Annotated in this window: 24 protein-coding genes; 8 read left to right on the forward strand and 16 right to left on the reverse strand. The window is 71.6% G+C overall.

The annotated features are described in order from the left end of the window. Positions 1-54: 54 nt before the first annotated feature. The gene (locus tag ABEB28_RS19020) at positions 55-516 is read right to left on the reverse strand and encodes a helix-turn-helix domain-containing protein (protein WP_345729481.1); all 462 of its coding nucleotides are present in this window, start codon (positions 514-516) and stop codon (positions 55-57) included. An 83-nt stretch (positions 517-599) separates the two neighbouring features. Here ABEB28_RS19020 and ABEB28_RS19025 point away from each other — a divergent pair, with 83 nt between their 5' ends. Beyond that, the gene (locus tag ABEB28_RS19025) at positions 600-1,448 is read left to right on the forward strand and encodes a class I SAM-dependent methyltransferase (protein ID WP_345729482.1); all 849 of its coding nucleotides are present in this window, start codon (positions 600-602) and stop codon (positions 1,446-1,448) included. Here ABEB28_RS19025 and ABEB28_RS19030 read toward each other — a convergent pair. Genes ABEB28_RS19030 through ABEB28_RS19045 form a run of 4 tightly spaced genes read right to left on the reverse strand, consistent with a single transcriptional unit; the run spans position 1,441 to position 5,582 of the window. Beyond that, entirely contained in the window at positions 1,441-1,890 is a 450-nt protein-coding gene (locus tag ABEB28_RS19030) for an SRPBCC family protein (protein WP_345729483.1), read from the reverse strand. The two genes, ABEB28_RS19025 and ABEB28_RS19030, sit on opposite strands and share 8 nt — an antisense overlap. Continuing rightward, the gene (locus ABEB28_RS19035) at positions 1,887-2,384 is read right to left on the reverse strand and encodes a (2Fe-2S)-binding protein (RefSeq protein WP_345729484.1); all 498 of its coding nucleotides are present in this window, start codon (positions 2,382-2,384) and stop codon (positions 1,887-1,889) included. Before ABEB28_RS19035 ends, ABEB28_RS19030 begins: the two co-directional genes overlap by 4 nt. After that, the gene (locus ABEB28_RS19040; protein ID WP_345729485.1) at positions 2,377-3,261 is read right to left on the reverse strand and encodes an FAD binding domain-containing protein; all 885 of its coding nucleotides are present in this window, start codon (positions 3,259-3,261) and stop codon (positions 2,377-2,379) included. The genes ABEB28_RS19035 and ABEB28_RS19040 overlap by 8 nt, the downstream gene beginning before the upstream one ends. Beyond that, on the reverse strand, positions 3,258-5,582 hold the full coding sequence (locus ABEB28_RS19045; protein ID WP_345729486.1) for a xanthine dehydrogenase family protein molybdopterin-binding subunit: 2,325 nt from the start codon (positions 5,580-5,582) through the stop codon (positions 3,258-3,260). Before ABEB28_RS19045 ends, ABEB28_RS19040 begins: the two co-directional genes overlap by 4 nt. A gap of 105 nt (positions 5,583-5,687) precedes the next feature. On the opposite strand from ABEB28_RS19045, the gene ABEB28_RS19050 reads away from it, so the two are divergent. Then, on the forward strand, positions 5,688-6,314 hold the full coding sequence (locus tag ABEB28_RS19050) for a kinase (protein WP_345729487.1): 627 nt from the start codon (positions 5,688-5,690) through the stop codon (positions 6,312-6,314). Here the strand turns inward: ABEB28_RS19050 and ABEB28_RS19055 are convergent. The 5 genes from ABEB28_RS19055 to ABEB28_RS19075 all read right to left on the reverse strand — a co-directional run bounded on the left by ABEB28_RS19055 (position 6,266) and on the right by ABEB28_RS19075 (position 11,087). Next, complete coding sequence (locus ABEB28_RS19055; RefSeq protein WP_345729488.1) at positions 6,266-8,371, reverse strand: tetratricopeptide repeat protein; 2,106 nt, start codon at positions 8,369-8,371, stop codon at positions 6,266-6,268. The two genes, ABEB28_RS19050 and ABEB28_RS19055, sit on opposite strands and share 49 nt — an antisense overlap. Positions 8,372-8,425: 54 nt before the next feature. Continuing rightward, complete coding sequence (locus ABEB28_RS19060) at positions 8,426-8,704, reverse strand: hypothetical protein (RefSeq protein WP_345729489.1); 279 nt, start codon at positions 8,702-8,704, stop codon at positions 8,426-8,428. 173 nt (positions 8,705-8,877) lie between these two features. Then, positions 8,878-9,318 carry a universal stress protein gene (locus ABEB28_RS19065; protein WP_345729490.1) on the reverse strand — a complete coding sequence of 147 codons (441 nt, stop codon included), beginning with the start codon at positions 9,316-9,318 and terminating at the stop codon, positions 8,878-8,880. Positions 9,319-9,408: 90 nt separating this feature from the next. Further along, entirely contained in the window at positions 9,409-10,521 is a 1,113-nt protein-coding gene (locus ABEB28_RS19070; protein WP_345729491.1) for an NDMA-dependent alcohol dehydrogenase, read from the reverse strand. 125 nt (positions 10,522-10,646) lie between these two features. Next, positions 10,647-11,087 (reverse strand): MarR family winged helix-turn-helix transcriptional regulator, encoded by a 441-nt coding sequence (locus ABEB28_RS19075; protein WP_345729492.1) that lies wholly within the window; start codon positions 11,085-11,087, stop codon positions 10,647-10,649. Between the two features lie 92 nt (positions 11,088-11,179). On the opposite strand from ABEB28_RS19075, the gene ABEB28_RS19080 reads away from it, so the two are divergent. Genes ABEB28_RS19080 through ABEB28_RS19095 form a run of 4 tightly spaced genes read left to right on the forward strand, consistent with a single transcriptional unit; the run spans position 11,180 to position 14,958 of the window. Further along, on the forward strand, positions 11,180-12,088 hold the full coding sequence (locus tag ABEB28_RS19080) for an SDR family oxidoreductase (RefSeq protein WP_345729493.1): 909 nt from the start codon (positions 11,180-11,182) through the stop codon (positions 12,086-12,088). After that, positions 12,085-12,984, forward strand: coding sequence for an amidohydrolase family protein (locus ABEB28_RS19085; RefSeq protein ID WP_345729494.1), 900 nt, complete (start codon positions 12,085-12,087; stop codon positions 12,982-12,984). Before ABEB28_RS19080 ends, ABEB28_RS19085 begins: the two co-directional genes overlap by 4 nt. Beyond that, positions 12,977-14,497, forward strand: coding sequence for an acyl-CoA synthetase (locus ABEB28_RS19090; RefSeq protein WP_345729495.1), 1,521 nt, complete (start codon positions 12,977-12,979; stop codon positions 14,495-14,497). Before ABEB28_RS19085 ends, ABEB28_RS19090 begins: the two co-directional genes overlap by 8 nt. After that, positions 14,494-14,958, forward strand: coding sequence for a MaoC family dehydratase (locus tag ABEB28_RS19095; protein WP_345729496.1), 465 nt, complete (start codon positions 14,494-14,496; stop codon positions 14,956-14,958). Before ABEB28_RS19090 ends, ABEB28_RS19095 begins: the two co-directional genes overlap by 4 nt. Positions 14,959-15,013: 55 nt before the next feature. On the opposite strand, the gene ABEB28_RS19100 is transcribed toward ABEB28_RS19095, so the two are convergent. The 6 genes from ABEB28_RS19100 to fxlM form a co-directional block, all read right to left on the reverse strand. Next, complete coding sequence (locus ABEB28_RS19100) at positions 15,014-15,232, reverse strand: hypothetical protein (RefSeq protein ID WP_345729497.1); 219 nt, start codon at positions 15,230-15,232, stop codon at positions 15,014-15,016. Then, positions 15,229-15,522 carry a hypothetical protein gene (locus ABEB28_RS19105; RefSeq protein WP_345729498.1) on the reverse strand — a complete coding sequence of 98 codons (294 nt, stop codon included), beginning with the start codon at positions 15,520-15,522 and terminating at the stop codon, positions 15,229-15,231. The genes ABEB28_RS19100 and ABEB28_RS19105 overlap by 4 nt, the downstream gene beginning before the upstream one ends. A 111-nt stretch (positions 15,523-15,633) precedes the next feature. Then, a complete protein-coding gene (locus tag ABEB28_RS19110) occupies positions 15,634-16,113 on the reverse strand; it encodes a MaoC family dehydratase (protein WP_345729499.1) in 480 nt (159 codons plus the stop codon). Next, on the reverse strand, positions 16,110-17,270 hold the full coding sequence (locus ABEB28_RS19115; RefSeq protein ID WP_345729500.1) for an acyl-CoA dehydrogenase family protein: 1,161 nt from the start codon (positions 17,268-17,270) through the stop codon (positions 16,110-16,112). The genes ABEB28_RS19110 and ABEB28_RS19115 overlap by 4 nt, the downstream gene beginning before the upstream one ends. Before the next feature lie 111 nt (positions 17,271-17,381). After that, the gene (locus tag ABEB28_RS19120; protein ID WP_345729501.1) at positions 17,382-18,104 is read right to left on the reverse strand and encodes an SACE_7040 family transcriptional regulator; all 723 of its coding nucleotides are present in this window, start codon (positions 18,102-18,104) and stop codon (positions 17,382-17,384) included. A 129-nt stretch (positions 18,105-18,233) separates the two neighbouring features. Further along, positions 18,234-19,469, reverse strand: coding sequence for a methyltransferase, FxLD system (gene fxlM, locus ABEB28_RS19125; protein WP_345729502.1), 1,236 nt, complete (start codon positions 19,467-19,469; stop codon positions 18,234-18,236). A gap of 208 nt (positions 19,470-19,677) precedes the next feature. Here fxlM and ABEB28_RS19130 point away from each other — a divergent pair, with 208 nt between their 5' ends. Then, positions 19,678-20,748 carry a Rieske 2Fe-2S domain-containing protein gene (locus ABEB28_RS19130; RefSeq protein WP_345729503.1) on the forward strand — a complete coding sequence of 357 codons (1,071 nt, stop codon included), beginning with the start codon at positions 19,678-19,680 and terminating at the stop codon, positions 20,746-20,748. Continuing rightward, complete coding sequence (locus tag ABEB28_RS19135) at positions 20,745-21,014, forward strand: hypothetical protein (protein WP_345729504.1); 270 nt, start codon at positions 20,745-20,747, stop codon at positions 21,012-21,014. Before ABEB28_RS19130 ends, ABEB28_RS19135 begins: the two co-directional genes overlap by 4 nt. Positions 21,015-21,073 lie beyond the last annotated feature (59 nt).

Below are 21,073 nucleotides of genomic sequence, written 5' to 3' on the forward strand. Positions count from 1 at the left end.
GCGCCCGAGCGCGCCGGACGCCGGCCCGCTCGCGCGGCCCCGCCGCGTGCGGTCTTACGGGGCGGCGGTGGCGTGCGGCCGGGCGCGCGGTGGACCCGACAGCGGGCTCGGCGCGGCGGCCGGAGGTTGCTCCTCGGCCGCGGCGAGGATGCGGCGGAACGTCGGACACTCCGCGTGACTCGGCGCCGGACAGTTCGCCGCATGCCGCAGCGAATCACGCAGCGCGCCGAGCCGCCGGATCGTCCGGTCCAACTCGTCCGCCTTCTCCACGAGCAGCACCCGGTCGATGTGCGGCTCCCCGTCCGGGCCGAACATGCCCGCGATGTCGTCGAGCGAGAACCCGGCCGAGCGGCCGACCGCGATCAGCGCGAGCCGCTGCAGCACGCCCGGGTCGAACTGCCTGCGCAGGCCGCGGCGGCCGGTCGAGGTGATCAGGCCCCGCTCCTCGTAGTACCGCAGCGTCGAGGCGGGTACCCCCGAGCGGTGCGCCACCTCGCCGATGTCCAGATCCGCCATCGTTGACCTCGTCCGGTTGACTTCAAGCCACCTTGAAGTAGAACAGTGTGGTCTCCGGATGGCGATCGCGTACAGGAGGAAACATGGGGACGGCCCGCGAGCAGGAGCAGGTAACGCAGTGGAACGGCGCCAAGGGCAGCGCCTGGGTCGACCTGGCCGCGGCGATCGACACTATGTTCGAGCCACTCGCGGAGCTGCTCCTCGACGTCGCCCGCGACCGGCCCGCCGATGCGGTGCTCGACGTCGGCTGCGGGACCGGCGGCACCACGGTCGCGCTCGCCCGGCAGGTCGGCACCGCCAGGACCGTCGGCATCGACATCGCCGAGCCGATGATCGCCGCGGCCCGCGCCCGGGCCGCGGCGGCGAGCTCCCAGGCCGAGTTCCTCCGCGCCGATGCCCAGGACCACCCGCTCCCACCGGCCACGTTCGGCACGATCGTGTCCCGGTTCGGCGTCATGTTCTTCGCCGACCCGGTGCAGGCGTTCGCGAACCTGCGGCGTGCGGCCACCGACGACGCCGCACTGCGGCTGATCGTCTGGCGGACGGCCGAGGAGAACCCGTTCATGACGACGGCCGAGCGCGCCGCCGCGCCGTTGCTACCGAACCTGCCGCCGCGCCGCACGGACGGACCGGGGCAGTTCGGATTCGCGGACGCCGGCACGGTGCGACGGATTCTGGCGGACAGCGGCTGGGACGACGTCGCACTCCGGCCGATCGACGTGCCGTGCACGTTCCCGGAGAGCGCGCTGGTTCCCTACTTCACCCGGATGGGCCACCTCGGCCAGGCGCTGCCCGAGGTGGACGACACCACCCGGGCGGAGGTCGTGCGGACGGTGCGCGCGGCGTTCGAGCCGTACGTCGACGGCGCGGAGGTGCGGCTGACCGCGGCCTGCTGGGTCGTCGACGCCCGCGCGGGCCAACCCGCTACTTGAGCCCCGCGAGCTCCATCCGGAGGTTGTTCGCGAACTGGGCGACCAGCGCGCCCGCGACCTCGGCGAGCGCACCGCGTCCGAACTGAGCGGGTTTGCCGGTGATCGCCAGGTCGGTCTGCACGTGCACGTCGGTCGCGGCGTCGGTGCCGACGAGCCGGCACGTGACGATCGCCTTCGCGGTGCCGTTGCCCCGCTTCTCCCGGCCGGTGGCCTCCAGTACCGCGACACCGGCGTCCTCGTCCCGGGAGACGAACGTGACGACGCCGTCGTAGAGCAGCCCGATCGGCCCGAGCTTGACCTTGAGCTGGCCGCGGAAGCGATCGCCGTCCCGCCCGGTCAGCGTGGCGCCGGGCACGCACGGGGCGATCCGCTCCAGGTCGAGCAGGACCCGCCACGCCGCGGGAGGCGGCACCGGGATCGTCAAGCTGTTCTCGAGCTTCATGAAGTTCCGTTCTTCGATGGGGCCGCCGACGAGTCGGCCGCCGCGCGGACCGCGGCGAAGATGCCCTGGTAGCCGGTGCACCGGCAGAGGTTCCCGGACAAGCCCTCGCGGATCTCGTCGTCGGTGGGGTCGGGGTTGTCGCGCAGGAGCGTGGTCGCCGAGAGCACGAACCCGGGCGTGCAGAACCCGCATTGCAGTCCGTGGTGGTCGCGGAAGGCCGCCTGCACCGGCGAGAGCTGCCCGTCCGCTCCGGCGATGCCTTCGATCGTGGTGATCGCCGCGCCGTCGGCCTGGACGGCGAAGACCAGGCAGGCGCGGACCGCCTCGCCGTCCAGCAGTACCGTGCACGCGCCGCAGACCCCGTGCTCGCAGCCCAGGTGGGTGCCGGTCAGCCCGCAGTTGACCCGCAGGTAATCGGCGAGCGTCAGCCGGGGCGGGACGGTGTCCCGCCGGACCGCGCCGTTGATCGTCAGCTCGATGTCGACGTCAGCCATGTCGCGCCTCCCGGAGGGCGTTCCCGAGAGCGCGCGCCACCAGCGCCGCGCCCACCCGTTTGCGGTAATCGGCAGATCCGTGCAGGTCCGAGGGGACACCGGCCAGCCCGGACAGTGCGGCGTGCCCGACGTCGGTGGTGGACACCTCGTCGGCCGCGGCACCGATCAGCGCGGTCTCGGCGTCCACGGCCCGCACCGGCGTCGCACCGACCCCGAACAGTCCGATGCCGCAGCGTCGGATCCGGGCGTCCTCGTCGAGCGCGACCGCCACCGCCACACCGGCGATCGCGAAGTCACCGTGCCGCCGGGCGAACTCCTCGACCGCGTAACCGCAGCGTCCGCTCCAGGCGGGGACGCTGACGCCGGTGAGCAGCTCGTCCGGGGCCAGCTCCGTGCTCAGGAAGCCGGTGAAGAACTCGGTGGCGGGTATCGTCCGCGTTCCCCGCCGCGACGCCACCTCGATCCGGGCGTCGAGCGCGACCGCGACCGCCGGGTACTCCGCGGACCCGTCGGCGTGCGCGAGGGAGCCCCCGATCGTGCCCCGGTTGCGGATCTGGAAGTGCCCGATCAGCGGCGTGGCGCGGGCGAACAGCGGGGCAACCGCGGTGACGTCCGGCGACCGCTGGACCGCGGCCTGAGTGGTGGTGGCGCCGATCCACAGTCCGCCGTCCCGGCGTTCGGCGCCGCGTAACTCCGCCACCCGCCGCAGATCCACCAGGCGGTCGACGTAGGCCAGCCGCAGCGCGAGCATCGGGGTCAGGCTCTGCCCGCCGGCGATCGGCTTCGCCTCCTCGTCGCGTTCGGCGCAGTCGGCCAGCAGCGCGAGCGTCTCGTCGAGGCTCTCGGGCGCGGAGTACTCGAACGGTGCGGGTTTCATGCGCCCGCCGCCTCGATCAGTCCGACGACGGACGCCGGCCCCAGCGGCAGCCGGGTGACCTCGACGCCGAACGGCGCCAGCGCGTCGGCCACCGCGTTCACCACCGCCGGCGGCGCCCCGATCGCGCCGCCCTCGCCGACTCCCTTGTAGCCGCCCTCCCCCGGGCCGGGCGTCTCCACGTGTCCGTACTCGATCACCGGCACCTCGGTGCTCGTCGGCAGCAGGTAGTCCATGAACGTCGTGGCCAGCGGGTTGCCGTCGGCGTCGTAGGCGGCGTGCTCGAACAGCACGCCACCGATCCCCTGGACGCTGCCACCGGCGATCTGGCCCTCGACCACGTTCGGGTTGATCATCGGGCCGCAGTCCTCGCTGACGAGGTACCGCAGGATCGTCACGGCGCCGGTCACCACGTCGACCTCGCAGGTGCAGACGTGGGTGGCGTTCGCCCAGATCATCAGGCTCTGCGCCCGATACCGGCCGCTGGCCTCCAGGCCGGCGGGTATCTCGGGCGGAAGCGAGCCGGCTTGGAAGTAGGCGATCTCGGCGATCTCGGCGAGCGTGAGCTCGCTCCCCGGCGCACCCTTGACCGCGGCGACGCCGTGCTTCAGCTCCAGGTCCTCGACCGCGGCCTCCAGGCGGTGCGCGGCGATCGCGAGCACGCGCTCGCGGAGGACGGACGCGGTCTCGGCGACCGCTCCCGCGATCATCGAGCCCGATCGGCTACCGCCGGTGCCGCCGCCGAACGGCGTCACCGCGGTGTCGCCCTGGATCGTGTTGACGTCGGCGATGTCGACGCCGAGCGCGTCGGCGGCGAGCTGGACCGCGGTCGTCTCCAGACTGTTGCCGCTGGATCCACCGGCGACGTAGACGTTGACCGTGCCGGACGGCTCGATCCGGATCGTCGCGCCCTCGGTACCGAGGAAGCCGTGCCCGCTGGTGGTGGGCTCGATGTAAGTGCAGGTTCCGACGCCGAGGTAGCGGCCCTCGGCGCGGGCGCGCTCCTGTTCGCGGCGGAACGCGTCGTAGTCCAGCAGCTTCATCGCGTGTTCGAACGTCTCCAGCGGCGTGACGTCGCTGTACGGCATGCCGTTGGGGTTCGTCAGCGGCATCTCGTCGCGGCGCAGCAGGTTCCGGCGGCGGAGCTCGATCGGGTCCATGCCGATCCGGCGGGCCGCGACGTCGAGCAGCACCTCACGGGCGAGCGACTCGAATTGCCACGGCCCGCGATACGGCGCGCGGGCGGTGGTGTTGGAGAACACCGACTGGGTGGTGAACGTGGCCGCCGGTACCCGGTACGGGCCGGGGAACAGGATCCCGACCACCGCGGCGGTCTGCACCGGCCACGGCACGGGGTAGGCACCGGCGTCCTGGACGTGGTCGATCGACGCCGCCAGGATCCGGCCCTCGTCGTCGAACGCGAGCCGCGCGGTGCCGTGCTCGTGGCGGCCCTGGCCGGCCGACACGAGGTTCTCCTGCCGGTCCTCGATCCACTTCAGCGCGGCCGGGACCTTCCGCGCGGCCAGCATCAAGCACATGTCCTCGCGCTGCGGGACCGCCTTCTGACCGAAGCCGCCGCCGGTGTCGCGCATCACGACCCTGACCCGGTGCTCGGGCATCCCGAGCAGCCGGGAGCAGAACAGCCGGACCTCGTGCGGCGACTGCGTCGACGCCCAGATCGTCATCTCGCCGGTCGGCGCCGAGTACTCCACGATCAGCCCGCGGGTCTCCATCGGCACGGCCGCGTAGGCCTGCTGGTGGAGCGTGTGCTCGACGACGTGCGCCGCCGCCGCGAACGTCTCGGCGAGCTCCTCGGCTGGGCGGCCGCCCAGCTCGCCGGCGATGTTGCGCGGGTAGGACGCGTGCACCAACTCGTCGGACTCCACCGCGGTCGCGTAGTCGACGACCGGGGGCAGCGGGTCGTAGTCGACGAAGACCCGCTCGGCGGCGTCCTCCGCGACGTACCGGTCGACGGCCACGATCAGCGCGACCGGGTCGCCGACGAACCGAACCTCGTCCGAGGCGAGCGGCGGCCGCGGGGTGTCCGGGACGTGCTTCCCCATCAGCGAGTACCAGTGGTCGACGACGTCCGGGTTGAGGTCACCGGCGGTGAACACCGCGTGGACGCCGTCCAGCGCGAGTGCCTCGGACGCGTCGATGCTGAGGACTCGCGCCCGGGCCATCGGGCTCCGGACGAAGTGCGCGTGCAGCATCCCCGGGCGCACCACGTCGTCCACGAAGGTGCCGTGACCCGTGAGCAGGCGGGGGTCCTCGACCCGTGGAAGGCGGGCGCCCGCGTAACGGGCGGCGGCTACATCGGTCATCGGCCGGGTCCTCCGTTCGCCGGGCGGCGGCTCACGGAGGAGAGTGCCACAGTTCTCCGACAATTGTCGGAGAAACCGCGCGAGTCCTCGATGGAGGATGACGACATGCAGCGCTCACCGGAGAACCCGGACCCGGTACTGATCGTCGTGCGCGGGAACTCCGGCTCCGGCAAGAGCACGGTGGCGGCGGCGCTGCAGCGTCGCCACGGCCGCGGCTGCGCGCTCGTCGAGCAGGACTACCTGCGGCGGATCGTGCTGCGGGAGCGCGACTACCCCGGCGGCCTGGCTCCGCGGATGGTCGCGCAGACCGCCCGTCTCGCGCTCGACCACGGCTACCACGTCGTCGTCGAAGGCATCCTGACCGCGTCCCGCTACCGGGACGTCCTGGTCGAACTCGCGGCCGGCCACCGCGGCCGCAGCACGTTCTTCTACCTGGACGTCAGCCTGGAGGAAACGTTCCGGCGGCACGCGGCCCGGCCGCAGGCGACGCTGTTCAGCACCGCGGACATGGCGTCCTGGTACGAGCCGTACGACGTCCTCGGTGCGCCGAACGAGCACGTCGTACCGGAGTCGTCCGGCGTCGAGGAGACGATCGCGTTCGTCGCGGCGACCGGCGGCCTCCCGCAAGACGGCCGCACCGACGACTTCCTGCCGCTCGCCGCCGAGCCCCGTGCGGTGCGTGCTCAGCGCAGCTCGGCCCGCAACCCGCGCACCCACACCGCGTCCGGGTGATCGAGACCCCACGCCTTCGCGAAGATCACATGTGCTCGATCGTGCGTCGCCCGTGCCGCCTCCAACTCTCCTAGCTGCTGCTGCACGAGGCCGAGATTGCCCAGCGTCACCGCGACCCGCGGATGCTCCACGCCGTAGGTGGTCTCCTTGATGCGCAGCGCTCGCTCGTGCGATGCCCGCGCCGCGTCCAGCCAGCCGAGCTGCAGCTGGACGTTACCCAGGTTGCCCAGCGTCGCGGCGACCCACGGATGCTGCGGCCCGTACATCGCCTCGACGATCGTCAGCGCGCGCTCGAGGTAGCGGTGAGCGGTCTCGTAGTCCGCCCGTGCCTCGAGGTACTGGCCGAGCATCCCGAGGACGGGGCCCGCGTTGATGGTCGGCGTCCATCCGGCGCGTTCGAGGTGTCCCATGATCGTCGTGGCATGGGCGGCGAGTTCGAGCGCACCCGGCCAGTTCTGGTGCTTCCACGGCTCGTCGGGGAGGAGCTCGTACACCAGGTCCAGGGCATGGTTCGCCCACGCGGCAGCGATCTCGGGGTCGTGCTCGACGAGCCGCTCCCGGGTCACCTGCGCCACCAGTTGATGGATGCGGAGCCGAACGTCGTCGAGGCGAGTGACCAGACCGGTTCTGACTAGCGCGCCGATGAGCTCCTCCCGACCGGACGCCGTCGCGGCCCGTCGAGCCAGCTCACCGGCCAACGCGCCCTCGAGGACTTCGGGGCGGCCCAGCAGGAGGTCGAGATCGACGTTGTCGGTCTCCAGCCACGCGCAGAGCGAGAGCAGTTCGAGGGCGGCCGGCTGATCGGCCGCCAGCGCGGTGTAGTGGATGAGCCACGTCGTCGCCACGCGGTGCGGGTAGTCCTCGATCCGCTCGGCCAGCAGCCGACCGGCGCCGGCCTGCTCCCGGTACAGCGCTAGGTAGCCGCCGATCGACAGGCCGTGAGTCTCGACGTAAGCCGCGGCCTGCGCCAGCGCGAGGGGAAGATCGCCCAGCTCCGCGGCGAGCGAGTCGGCGGCGGCGCGGGTCCCCGAGTCGGACGGCGTACCGGCGATCCGCAACAGGTAGCTCGTCGATTCCTCGCGGGTGAAGAGGTCGATGTCCAACGTCGTCGCGGTCCGCTGCCACGACCGGTCCCGCGAGGTGATCAGCACGTGGCCCGCCCCGGCCGGCAGCCACGGTCGGACGACCCGCGCCTCCCGCACGTCGTCGAAGACCAGCAACCAATTCGACAGCGTCTCCAGGCGCCGGCAGACCTCGGTCACGGTGAACTCCAGGTCCTGATCGGACGTCGTGCCGAGCGCGGGGGCCAATCCCGCCAGGTCTTCCAGCAGCGTCAGGTCGGACTCCGCCCGCACCCACCAGGTCAGGGTGTACCTGCCGCCCTGACGTCCCTGATACGCGAACTCCAGCGCGGTCTGCGTCTTGCCGATGCCCCCCATGCCGCGCACCGTGGCCACGGCCACCGGCTGCTCGGCGAAGCTCCGCTCGATCGCACCGAGCAGTTCACCACGGCCGGTGAAGACCGGGTTGCGCGGCGGCAGGTTCGCGATGACCGGAGCCGGTCGTGTCGTTGCTGCGCCCGGGGGCGGCCCCGTACCGAGGACGCCGAGCGTGGCCAGCTTCTCGATCAGCAGGTGGGCGAACGTCCGGGGCTCCACTTCGCGGAGGTCGACCGTCACCAGGCCCGCGAGCAAGCCGGGCAGCGCGGTGTCGTCGAAGCGGGCCGGTAGCACCCGCTCTGCCCGGTCCCGCACCGCGCGATCCAGTGCGGCGCGACGCTCCAGCCGCGTCCAGTCGCCCGCGGCGTACTCGGCGGAAACGAACACGACGACCGCCGCGGCCCGATACGCGTAGAGGTCGGACAGCTCCTCCGGCAGGAACTTCCCCCAGAGCGTGAGCTGCTCGTCCGCGTCGTAAAAACATCGCACCCCGGACGCCTTGAGCACCGCGGCGACCTGTTCTACGTAAGGACGCTGCGCTCCGGCGAAGGACAGCGCGACGTCCCAGACCCGACCGTCCGTCTCACCAGCGGCGGACGCATCACCGAACGCGGCCATGATGGCAGCGTAGAGCCATCCGAGCGGTCACATGACCCCGCTCGCGCACCGCGCTCAGGCGGCCGGGATCTCCGGGAACGTCGCGCTGCCGGTCAGGACGAGACGGCCGAGCGTGAACGCGCCGATCGTCGTCGGGCCCTTCGGGCCGATCACGATCGGAGCCACGACGGGAGGCCCGGCGGGCGCCGGGGGTGCCGCCGGAGGCGACGCGAGCTGGGCCTCGATCAAGCCGTGCAGGACGTACGCGAACGGCTTGTCGGACACCGAGACCAGCGGCGCGCGGACCGGCCGGGGTGGGGCGATATCCGGGGTAACGCTCGAAACAGTAGTCATGTCCCGTTCCTCAGGGGTACAGAGGGTGCGCCACCCCAATCGGTTGCACCGAGGGCGCTTGCACTGCCACCGGCCCGGCGCTCCCGTCCCGCTCCCCCGCCGGGAGCGTCACCGCGCGCCGCTCCCGATCGGCTACCGGGCCGCTACCGCAGCCGCACCGGCCCCGCGGCCGCTCAGGGCACCACCGTCACCGGCCAGCGGCCGGTCTTCACCAGCCGCACCGCCAGCGATCCGACCCAGCGATGCCCGGCGTGGGTCGACGCGCCGACGACGACCGCGTCCGCGCGCTCCTCGCCGGCGATCCGGCAGATCTCGGTGTACGGATCACCGCGGACCGCCAGGAACCGCACCGGTATCTCGGCCCAGCCCGTCCACGCCTCGACGCTCTCCCGGAGCTCGGCGATCGACTGCTCCACCGCCTCCTCGGCGAGCTGCGCCGCCTCCGGGGCCATCGCCGCCAGCGCTGCCCGGGTGGCGACGTACACGACGAGGAAGTCGGCGTGCTGACGCCGGGCGAGGCCGGCGGCGTACGCGCCGGCCCGCACCGAGGTCGGACTTCCGTCCACCCCGGCCAGGATCAGTCCACGACCCTCCCGCCCGGACCGCTGCGCCACGGCATCACTATGCCGCAGTCACCGGGCGGGCGGCCCGTCGGCGTTCCCCGGGCCGGGAACCCCGACGGGCCACGGCCCGAGTAGCCAGACTCAGTGCTCGTGCACCATGACGCCGCGGACGTTCGCCCCGTTGAGCAAGTCGTCGTAACCGCGGTTGACCTCGTCCAGCCGGTACGTGCGAGTGATGATCTCGTCGAGCTTCAGGTCGCCGTTCTGGTAGAGGCCGAGCAGCCGCGGGATGTCGGTGGTCGGATTGCAGTCGCCGAACAGGCTGCCGCGCAGCTGCTTGCGGTAGAGCGTCAGCACCGTGCCCGGTAGCTGGATGGTGGGCTCTTCCAGCTTGTTCAGCGCGGTCAGTACGACGATCCCGCCCTTGCCGACGATCATGAAGCCCTCGCCGACGTTCTCCGCGGTCAGCACACCGGGCGTGAGGATCGCGGAGTCCGCCATCTGGCCCTCGGTCAGCGCCGTCACCGCGTCGATCGCCTCGGCGGCGGTGGCGAACGCGTGGGTCGCGCCGAGTTCGAGCGCCTTCTCCCGTTTGTTGGCGAGCGGGTCGACGGCGACGACGTGCTTGGCCCCGGAGAACGCGGCCGCCTGCACCGCGTTGATCCCGATCCCGCCGATGCCGATGATGACGACGGTGTCACCGGCGGTCACCTCGGCGGTGTTCACGACTGAGCCCCATCCGGTGGGGACGCCGCAGCCGACCAGCACCGCCTTGTCCAACGGCAGGCTGTCGTCGACCTTGACGACCGAACTCTGGTGGATGACGCCGTACTGGCTGAACGTCCCCAGCAAGCACATCGCGCCGTACTCACCGGCCTGGCCGCGGAACGGGAATCGCCCGCCGGGCAGCGATCCCTCCAGCAGCGTCGCACCGAGGTCGCAGATGGACTGCCGCCCGGTGGCGCAGTAGCGGCAGGTGCCGCAGTTCGGGATGAACGAGCAGACGACGTGGTCGCCGGGCTTCACCCGGGTGACGCCGGGTCCGACCTCCTCGATGATTCCCGCGCCCTCGTGGCCCAGCACCATCGGCAACCGGGCTTCCAGGTCACCGTGGGCGATGTGGACGTCGGAGTGGCACAGACCCGCGTAGAGGTAACGGATGAGCACCTCGCCGTCGCGGGGCTTGTCGAGTTCCAGTTCCTCGATCTCGATCGGTTTCCCGGGTTGGTGGACGACCGCTGCCTGCGTCTTCATGGGCTCTCCTCGCTCGGACGGTGAGCTGGATCACTCCATGGTGGGCCGGGAGCCTCCGGTTCGGAACCCGTCGGAGCGATTCGCCGGGCGCCAGGGTTCTGTTTGGCCCGATCGAGCACGAAATCTCAGGGCGCCACACGTGGCGCCACGCCCAGATCGGCCACCCGGGCCAGCAGCGCGCGCAGCGTCGCCTGCTCGTCCTCGGTCAACGCACCGAGCGTCTCGGCGAGCCGGGCGTCGGCCCGCTCGCCCGCCCGGTCCCGGACCGCCCGGCCACGCTCGGTGGGCACCACGAGCTTCGTCCGCCGATCGGCCGGTGACGGGCGGCGCTCGACCAGCCCGGCGCGGTCCAGGTCGTCGACGAGCGCGACGACCTGGCTGGGGTCGAGCCCGAGCACCTCGGCGAGGTCACGCTGCGACTCCCCGTCGGCGGACTCGCACACCAGCGAGAGCACGGAGTACTGCCGCACCCGCAGCCCGTCGTCGGCCAGCGCGGCGTTCGTGGCGCGCACCAGCTGGCCGCTCGCCCGGGACATCAGGAAACCGATGTTGTCGACGAACGGCATTAGATGAACCCTTCATTCATTGACACTCTCAATGGTTGAGCTTACCTTCTTTCTCGGAGATCGAGTCCCCCGAGCGGCGAAGAGGCAGCGACATGGACCTGTCAGGCAAAGTAGCGATCGTCACCGGAAGCGGGCGTGGCCTCGGCCTGGCCTACGCGCAGCGGCTGGCAGCGCACGGTGCGGCGGTCGTCGTCAACGACGTGGACGAGGCGGTGGCGAAGGCCGCCGTCGACACGATCACCGAGGCCGGTGGCCGCGCAGTCGCCGAGGTGGTCCCGGTCGGCAGCAGCGACGCCGCCCAGGCCCTGGTCGACCGGGCCGTGGCCGAGTTCGGCCGGCTGGACGTGCTGGTCAACAACGCCGGCATCCTCCGCGACACGACGCTGTGGAAGATGACCGACGAGCAGTTCGACGCGGTGATCACCACCCACCTGCGCGGGACGTTCACCTGCACCCGCGCCGCCGCTGTCAAGCTGCGTGAGCAGGGCGAAGGCGGCCGGATCATCTGCATCGGCTCCCCCACCGGCCAGGTCGGCAACTTCGGGCAGACGAACTACGCCGCCGCGAAGGCCGGCATCGTCGGCATGGTACGCACCTGGGCGATGGAGCTGGCCCGGGCCCAGATCACCGTCAACGCGGTGGTGCCGGTCGCCGCGACCGCGATGACCGAGACCGTGCCGTTCCTCAAGCCGTACATCGAGGCGCTGAACAACGGCGAGCCGCTGCCCGCGTTCGCCCGCCAGCAGCTCGGCTTCGGGACGCCCGAGGACGCCGCCGGGCTGGTCGCGTTCCTCGCCTCGGACGCCGCCGCCGGCATCACCGGCCAGGCAGTCGGCATCGGCGGCGACCGGCTCGCGCTCTGGAGCCACCCGTCCGAGGTCGTCGTCGAGTTCGCCGACGGCACCGGCTGGTCGGCCGACGCGATCGCCGACGTCTGGGCCGACCGGTTCTCCCCGTCGCTGCAGACCGTGGGCCAGCAGTTCCCGGAGCCCCCGCGATGACCCCGGAGAATGGGGCCCGGGCCGGGCTGAACCTCGACGACCTGGTCGCGATCGACGTGCACGTCCACGTGCACGCCGACCAGCACGGGCACATGGCCCTCGACGACGAGCTGTCCGCCGCCGCCTCCAAGTACTTCAAGGGCGACCCGTACGACCCGACCGTGCCCGACATCGCCGCCGACTACCGGGCGCAGAAGATGGCCGCGGTGATCTTCACGGTCGACGCCGAAGCCGCGACCGGCCAGCCGACGCTGTCGAACGAGGAGATCGCCGACCTCGCCGCCGCGCACCCCGACGTCCTGATCCCGTTCGGATCCATCGACCCGGCGCGCGGCGTCGCCGGTATCCGGGCGGCCCGGCGACTGGTCGAGGAGCACGGTGTCCGGGGCTTCAAGTTCCACCCGAGCTTCCAGAACTTCCTGCCCAACGACCCCAGCGTCTACCCGCTCTACGCCGAGATCGAGTCCCTCGGCGTCCCGGCGCTGTTCCACACCGGTCAGACCGGGATCGGCGCGGGTCTGCCCGGTGGCCGCGGCATCAAGCTGCGCTACTCCGACCCGATGCTGATCGACGACGTCGCGGCGGATTTCCCCGGTCTGACGATCATCATGGCCCACCCGTCGGTGCCGTGGCAGGACGCGGCGATCTCGGTCGCCACCCACAAGGCGAACGTCTACATCGACCTCTCCGGCTGGTCACCGAAGTACTTCCCGCCGCAGTTGGTGCACGCGATCAGCCGCCAGCTCAAGCACAAGGTCCTCTTCGGTTCGGACTATCCGCTGCTGCGGCCGGAGCGATGGATCCGCGACTTCGAGACCCTCGACGTCAAGCCCGACGTCCGGCCGCTGGTCATGAAGGAGAACGCCGTCCGGGCCCTCGGGTTGGACCGTGCGTAACGCCGGACTGGGCTCCTGGCCGGAGCGGCGGCGCCGGATCTCGCCGCACCGGGACGCGCTCTGGTTCGAGGGTGTCACCACGTCCCACCTGCAGTTCTCCGACCGCGTGCGGCGCGTGGCCGGTGCGCTCGCCGGCCTCGGCGTCCGCCCCGGTGACCGGGTGGCGTGGCTGGGCTTCAACGACCCGGCCGCCCTGGAGACGCTCTACGCCTGCGGGCAGCTCGGTGCGGTGTGGGTGCCGGTCAACGCTCGGTTCACGGCGCCGGAGGCCGCCTACGTCATCGGGCACTCCGGCGCGTCGGTCGTCGTCCACGGCCGTGACCACGGCGTGATCGCCGACGAGCTGCGCGACCTGACGTCGGTCCGTACGTGGGTGGCGGCGGAGCCGCCGGTCGCCGGCGGCGCGAACTCGCTGCCGTACGAGGAGTTGCTGACCGAGCCGGAGCCGCGGGACGCCCGGGTCACCCTCGACGACCCATGCCTGATCATGTACACCTCCGGGACGACCGGCCGGCCCAAGGGCGCCGTGCTCACGCACGGCAACATGACCTGGGCGTGCATGAGCCAGATCCTCGGCTTCGACTTCGCCTCGGACGAGCGGACGCTCGCGGTCGCGCCGCTGTTCCACATCGGCGGCCTCAACGGCACCGTCAACCCGACGCTGCTGCGCGGTGGGTGCGCGGTGATCGTGCGGTCGTTCGATCCGGCTGCGCTGCTCGCGCTCATCGAGGAGCAGCGCATCAACAGCTTCTTCGGGGTCCCGACGATGCTGGACGCTCTCAGTCGGGAACCGGGCTTCCGTGAACGCGACCTCTCGTCGCTGCGCACCGTGGCCGCCGCCGGGGCGCCGCTACCGATGGAGACGCTGCGTACCTGGCTCGACCGGGGCATCACGGTGCAGCAGGCGTACGGCATGACCGAGTCCGCCCCGGCCGGTACCGTACTCGACTCCGCCGACGCCGTGGCGAAGGTCGGGTCGGCCGGGCGCCCGCAGTTCTTCACCGACGTCCGGGTGGTGCGGCCGGACGGGTCGGAGGCCGCGCCGGGTGAGATCGGCGAGGTGGTCCTGCAGGGGCCGAACATCATGGCCGGTTACTGGAACGAGCCAGACCGCACCGCCGAGGTGCTGGTCGACGGCTGGTACCGATCCGGGGACGCCGGCGTGATCGACGACGAGGGCTTCCTCTACATTCGCGACCGGTACAAGGACATGTACATCTCCGGTGGTGAGAACGTGTATCCGGCCGAGGTCGAGTCCGCGCTCCGCGACCTGGCGGGAGTCGAGGAGGCCGCGGTGATCGGCGTCCCGGACGACCGGTGGGGCGAGGTCGGCCTCGCGTTCGTGGTTCTGTCCGACGGCACGGAAACCGACGCCGACGCGGTCCGCGCCGCCCTGCGCGAGCGACTCGCGGGTTTCAAGGTGCCGCGGGAGATCCGGTTCGTCCCCGAGCTACCGAAAACCGCCACCGGCAAGATCCGTAAGCCCGACCTCCGGAAGGATGTTCTCGCATGAGCACCACCACGACGACCCTCGCCGAGCTGCCGAACCTCAAGGGCACCGAGCTCGGCGTCAGCGACTGGTTCGAGGTCACCCAGGAGCGCGTGAACCTGTTCGCCGACGCGACCGACGACCACCAGTGGATCCACGTCGACCCGGAGCGGGCCAAGGCGGAGAGCCCGTTCGGCGGCCCGATCGGCCACGGGTACCTGACGCTGTCGCTGCTGATTCCGATGTGGTCGCAGGTCCTGACCGTGTCCGACGCGACGATGGGCGTGAACTACGGGCTGAACAAGGTTCGTTTCCCCGCGCCGGTGCCGGTCGGCTCCAAGATCCGGCTCACCGCGACGCTGAAGGACGTCGAGGAGGTGTCCGGCGGCTACCAGCTGACGATCGGCGCCGTGATCGAGGCCGAGGGCGCACCCAAGCCCGTCTGCATCGCGGAGCCGATCTTCCGCACGTACGGCCCGCGCTGATTTCTGGCCAGTTACCGACGTATCAGCGCCGGCTGATACGTCGGTAACGGGACATCTACGAGAACAGCCACGTCCGTCCGGGCGCGTCGAAGTTGCATCCGCCCCGGACACCGTACGTGTCCTTGGCCATGCCGTTAGCGCTCATGCACGCGCCGGTTTGGCGGTGGCGAATGTTGGTCCAGGCGGCGTTGTCCGCGACGAACTGCCAGTCCTGGTAGGGATTGATGTTGGCGGAGGAGCAGTTCGTCACGAAGACGTCCAGCCCCGAGTTCATCGCGAGACAGAGTCGGCTCTCGTCGTTCTGCAGCCTGAACCCCCGAGCGGCAGGTAGATCCGCCGCCACTTGTGGTAGCCGGAGCCGCTGCCGCAGTCGGCGATGTAGGAGTTGGAGTAGTTGGCGCTCAGGCAGCCGTCTTCGACGTAGCCGTTGATGATCAGCGACGGGTTCCGCGACGGCGCGGCCGAGGCCGCCTGCGGCGTCAGCGTCACGACCGCCACGACCACGACGACGATCGCGAGGAGTGCCCGAGGGAACGCGAGCCCTCGGTGGAGTCCGCTGGTCACGAGTAGGTACCTGCCTTTGCTCACGTCCGGTGTGAAATACGGACGCTAGCGGGGCAGAAAGGGACACCGAAGGGGTCGACGGGAGTCCGCTAGGGCAACGGCGGGTGAACGTCAGTCCCCTGACGGGCGCTTGCGGACGAGGGTGGAGCGGACGGCGGTGGCGACCACGTCGCCGTGCTGGTTCGTCCCGGTGTGGGCGAACGTCACCACACCCTCGCCCGGGCGGCTGCGAGACTCCCGCAGGTCCGTGACCACGGTGGAGGCGTAGAGCGTGTCGCCGTGGAAGAGCGGCTTCGGGAACGCGACCTCGCCGAAACCCAGGTTCGCGACGATCGTCCCCTGCGTCAGCTGCGCCACCGAGAGCCCGATCAGCGTCGAGAGCGTGAACATCGAGTTCACCAGGCGCTGACCGAACGCCGTCTCCGCGGCGAACGCGGCGTCCAGGTGCAGCGCCTGGGTGTTCATCGTCAACGTCGTGAAGAGCACGTTGTCGGCCTCGGTGATCGTCCGCCCCGGCCGGTGGTCGTAGACGACATCGGTCTCGAACTCCTCGAACCACAGCCCACGCTGGACGATCCGTCGCGCGCTCACAGGCCGACCTCCCGGGCGATCAGCATGAGCTGCACCTCGGTCGTGCCCTCGCCGATCTCCAGCACCTTGCTGTCCCGGTAGTGCCGGGCCACCGCGTACTCGTTCATGAACCCGTAGCCGCCGTGGATCTGGGTGGCGTCCCGCGCGTTGTCCATCGCGGCCTCGCTCGCGATGAGCTTCGCGATCGAGGCCTCCTTCTTGAACGGCTTGCCGGCCAGCATCCGGGCGGCCGCGTCGTAGTAGGCGGTGCGGGCGGTGTGCGCCCGGGCCTCCATCCGCGCGATCGTGAACGCGATCGACTGGTGGCCGCCGATCGGCTTGCCGAACGCCACCCGCTCCGACGCGTACTTGACGCTCTCGTCGACGCAGCCCTGCGCGGCACCGGTGGCCAGCGCCGCGATCGCGATCCGCCCCTCGTCCAGGATGCGCAGGAAGTTCGCGTAACCCCGGCCGCGGTCGCCGAGCAGGTTCTCCGCGGGCACCCGCACGTCGTCGAAGGTCAGCGGATGGGTGTCGGACGCGCGCCAGCCCACCTTGTCGTAGGCAGGGCCGGCGGTGAACCCGGGGGTGTCGGTCGGCACCAGGATCGTGGAGATCTCCTTCTTCCCGTCCGCGCCGGTCGCGGTCACCGCCGTCACGGTCACCAGGCGGGTGATGTCGGTGCCGGAGTTGGTGATGAACTGCTTGGAGCCGTTGAGAACCCAGGAGTCGCCCTCGCGGAGTGCGGTGGTGCGCGTTCCGGACGCGTCGCTGCCGGCACCCGCCTCGGTGAGACCGAACGCCGCGAGCGCGCGTCCACTGGTCAGCTGCGGCAGCCACGCCTTCCGCTGCTCCTCGGAGCCGAAGCGGTAGATCGGCATCGCACCGAGCGAGACCCCGGCCTCGAGGGTGATCGCCACGCTCTGATCGACCTTGCCGAGTTCCTCCAGCGCCAGGCAGAGCGCGAAGTAGTCGCCACCCATGCCGCCGTACTCCTCCGGGAACGGCAGGCCGAACAGCCCCATCGACGCCATGCCCGCGACGACCTCGTAGGGGAACGAGTGCTCCGCGTCGTGGACGGCCGCGACCGGGGCGACCACCGAGCGCGCGAACTCCCGGACGGTCAGCGCGAGGTCGCGGTGGTCTTCGGAGAGGAGATCGAGCGCGGTGTCGGTCATGTCCGGTCCCGTCGTCGGGGTGGCGGTCTCAGTTAGTGGCGACTAACTGGGATACAGCGTAGGCGGGCGTATCCAGTGTGTCCAGGCGACGCGGCTCGCGGCCGTGCGGGCTCAGCGCAGGACCGCGAAGGCCATCTCCCGGAGGATCTCCCTGGTGCGAGCCGGTGCGACGCCCTGCGCGCTGTACGGCGTCGAATTGAGCAGGCCGAACACCGCGTGCGCCCGCACCCGTGCTTCGTCCTCCGCCAGGCCGGGGCGGATCGCGCAGAGGACCGTCACCCAGAGCTCGACGTAGGTCCGCTGGGTCTGTCGTACCCGGTGCAGCGCGTCGGCGGGCAGGCTGGCCAGGTCCCGGTCGTGGATCCGGATCAGCTCCGGATCGCCGAGCGCGAAGTCCAGGTGGAAGTCGATCAGGCCGGCCAGCGCCGCGGCGGGCGTCGGGGCCGCGACCACCACCGCGTGGCCGCCGCGCAGCAGCCGGTCGCTGACGCCGACCGTCAACTCCACCAGCACCGCTTCCTTGTTCGGGAAGTGCCGGTAGACGGCCGGGCCGCTGATTCCGACGGCGGCGCCCAGATCCTCCAGCCGCACGCCGGGGAAGCCGCGCTCGGCGATGAGCGTCGCGCCGGCCCGGAGCAGCTGGCGCCGCCGGTCGGCCTTGAGCGCGCTCCGCCGCGTCTCGGCGGCCGAGGTCCCGCCGGCGTTCGCGTCGGGTCCCGCCCCGCCGGACCCGTCGGTGCGGCCGACGCCGCCGGACCCGTCGGCGCCGGTCGGCTGGGTGGGTATCGGGCTGGCCGACGAAGCCCCGTCGGCGCCGGTCGCCCAGGCGTCCATCCCAGCCTCCGTCGCCTCCGGTGAACCCTTGTCCTGGCTCAGACCGTCGCCGGAGGCCGGGTGACCCGACACGCGGCGGTCGGGAGAGTTCGGTTAACCGCAGCTTACTCAATTTTCGGTTAGTGCGGATTAACCCGCGTCGGGCCAGGAGATCACCGTGCGGGTGTGCGGGCGGTCCAGCACGAACCCGGCGGGCAGCTCGGCGTCCGGCGTACCGGCGGGGTGCACCACGATCCGGGCCGGTGGTGCGGTACGCCGGTCCCGCCCCCACACCCGGTGCGGCTCCGCGAACTCCTCCGCCAGCTCGGCGGCGTCCGGGCCGTGGGCGAGCACCGACAGCTCGGCACCGCCCGCCGCCTGGCGTCGCCACGACCGGTACGCGAACGTTCCGCCGCGGGTGATCGCCGGCGTTCCCCCACCCGCCCAGGTCGGGTACGCCAGCCCGCGCTCGACGGCGCGCTCGCTCGCGGTGAGCAGACAGAACCCGCGCAGCGTCGTGGCCAGCCAGAGATCGAGGTGCTCGACGTAGGGTTCCTCGGGGCCGACGACGACCCCGGTCGGGCGCTCCACCCGCGGCCGGCGGAGCGCGGTGCGCAGCGCTGCGGCGTCCGCGTGCTGGCCGTCGTCGAGGACGAGGTACACGTCGTCGCCGTCCAGCGACACCCGAAGCTCGCGGCGCTCGCCGGCGCCGCGCATGCGGACGAAACCGCACAGCTCGTACCCGCGGCTGACCAGCGTCCGGCCGACGCGGTCGAACGCGACCGAGCGGGTCAACCCGCAGAGCCGCAGCGGGACCACCAAGCGCCCGCCGTCGACGAGCTGCGCGACCCAGGCCGGCGGGGTGTCCGCCGCCTCGACCGTCACCACGATCCGGTCGTAGGGCGCACCGTCCGGCACGCCGAACTCACCGTCGGCCTGCACCACCTCGACGTCGGTGCAGCCGATCGCCGCCAGGCAGCGCCGGGCCCGTTCGACGACGTCCGGATCGACGTCGGCGCTGGTGACCCGGCCGTCCGGCCCGACCAGCTCGCGGAGCAGCGCGGCGTTGTACCCGCCGCTGCCGATCTCCAGGACGCGGTGCCCGGGTCGGACGTCGAGTTGGGTGAGCATCATCGCGACGATCGACGGCGCCGACACCGAGCTGATCGCGATGCCGTGCGCGTCCCGCTTGGTGACCACCGCGGAGTGCTCGTCGTAGGCGTCCGCCAGCGGGATCCCCGGTACGAACACCTCGCGCGGAATCGTGAGCATCGCCGCCCGCACCGCGGGGTCGACCGGCGCGAACAGCTCGGCCCGCCAGTCGTCGATCGCCGCGACGAGCTTGCGCCGGAGCGCGTCCGGGCCGGGCTCGTCGGCGGTCGGCATGGGGCCAGTGTGGACCCGAATGCCCGCGCACGCAGCCCTCTCGGTCGGTTCCGGGCGACGGTCGGCGGCGCGCGTCTCGTCGACCTACCGGCTGAACCGAACAAGGACGGATCAGCCTTCCGCATTGCGGAAGTAACGGTCGGCAGGCGCGGGTGGCGCCACTCACACTGACCACCCGACCGAGGGCTGAGCGTGGAGAGGGCTGACGATGACGTCGATCGTGCGCAACCAGTGGTACGTGGCCGCCTACGGCCGCGAGATCGGACGGGACCTGTTCTCCCGGACGATCTGCGGGGAGTCGATCCTGTTCTGGCGGACCGAGGCCGGCACCGTGACCGCGATATCCGACCGGTGCGTGCACCGCCGCTTCCCGCTCTCCGAGCACCCCAGCCACCTCGTCGGCGACACCGTCGTCTGCGGCTACCACGGGTTCACCTACGGCGCGGACGGCGTCTGCGTGGCGGTGCCCGGTCAGACCAGGGTTCCGCGGACCGCACGGCTGCGCTCGTACCCGATCGTGGAGCAGGACTCGTTCGTCTGGGTGTTCATCGGCGACCCGGCACTCGCGCCCTCGACGCCGATCCCCCGGGCGCCGTGGCTCGACCTCGACGGCTGGACGACCGTGTCGGGCATGGAGCCGCTCGCCGCGCGGGCCAGCCTGCTCATCGACAACCTGCTCGACCTCTCGCACGAGACCTACCTGCACGGCGGATACATCGGCACCCCCGAGGTGGCCGAGACCCCGATCACGACCGAGGTCGACGAGGAAGCCGGGATCGTCTACGTGTCCCGCCACATGGCCGACGCCGCCTGCCCGCCGTTCTACGCGAAGTCGACCGGCATCACCGGCCGGATCACGCGCTGGCAGGACATCGAGTACACGCCGCCCTGCCTGTACAAACTGCACTCCCGGATCGCGCCGGTCGGGGTGCTGCCGAACGCCGACGGCAGCGACCCGGACGCGTTCCACGTCGAGGTCGTGTACGCGATCACGCCGGAGACCGAGCACTCGACCCACGACTTCTGGGCGGTGGCCCGCGACTTCGCGCTCGACGACCAGGGCGTGTCGGACTTCCTGGCCGAGAGCAACCGCACGGTCGTGCTGCAGGACGTGACCGCGCTCGACGTCCTGGAGCGGGTGATCGCGACCGAGGCGGACGGGTACCAGGAACTGTCGATCAACATCGACACCGGTGGCCTCGCGGCCCGCCGGTTGATGGCGAAGCTGGCCGCGGCCGGCGCCGGGTCGGCTCCGGCGGCTGCCCCGGCCGCCCGATGACGGCCGCGGGCCCCGGCGCACGGGGCGCCGGGGCGCGGGTACTGCACGTGGACTGGCTGCCCGGCTCCGACCGGCTCCACGGTCGCTGTCACTGCGGCGCGGAGAGCGACGCGGACGACCCGGTGGTGCTCTGGGAGTGGCTGCTCGCCCACCCCGACCACCCTGCCGGCGGCGCGATCGAGCCACCTCCGGCGCCGCTGCCGCGGCCACCCGCGCACGTCGTCACCGACCCGGTGATGCTCCGCCGCCGGCCGGCGCGGGTGTGACGTTCGCCCGGAGGCGATGACCGCGCCATTGACAGATGGCATCCTGACTATGACCTGCC

Source organism: Cryptosporangium minutisporangium, assembly GCF_039536245.1.
Classification (GTDB): Bacteria; Actinomycetota; Actinomycetes; order Mycobacteriales; family Cryptosporangiaceae; genus Cryptosporangium; species Cryptosporangium minutisporangium.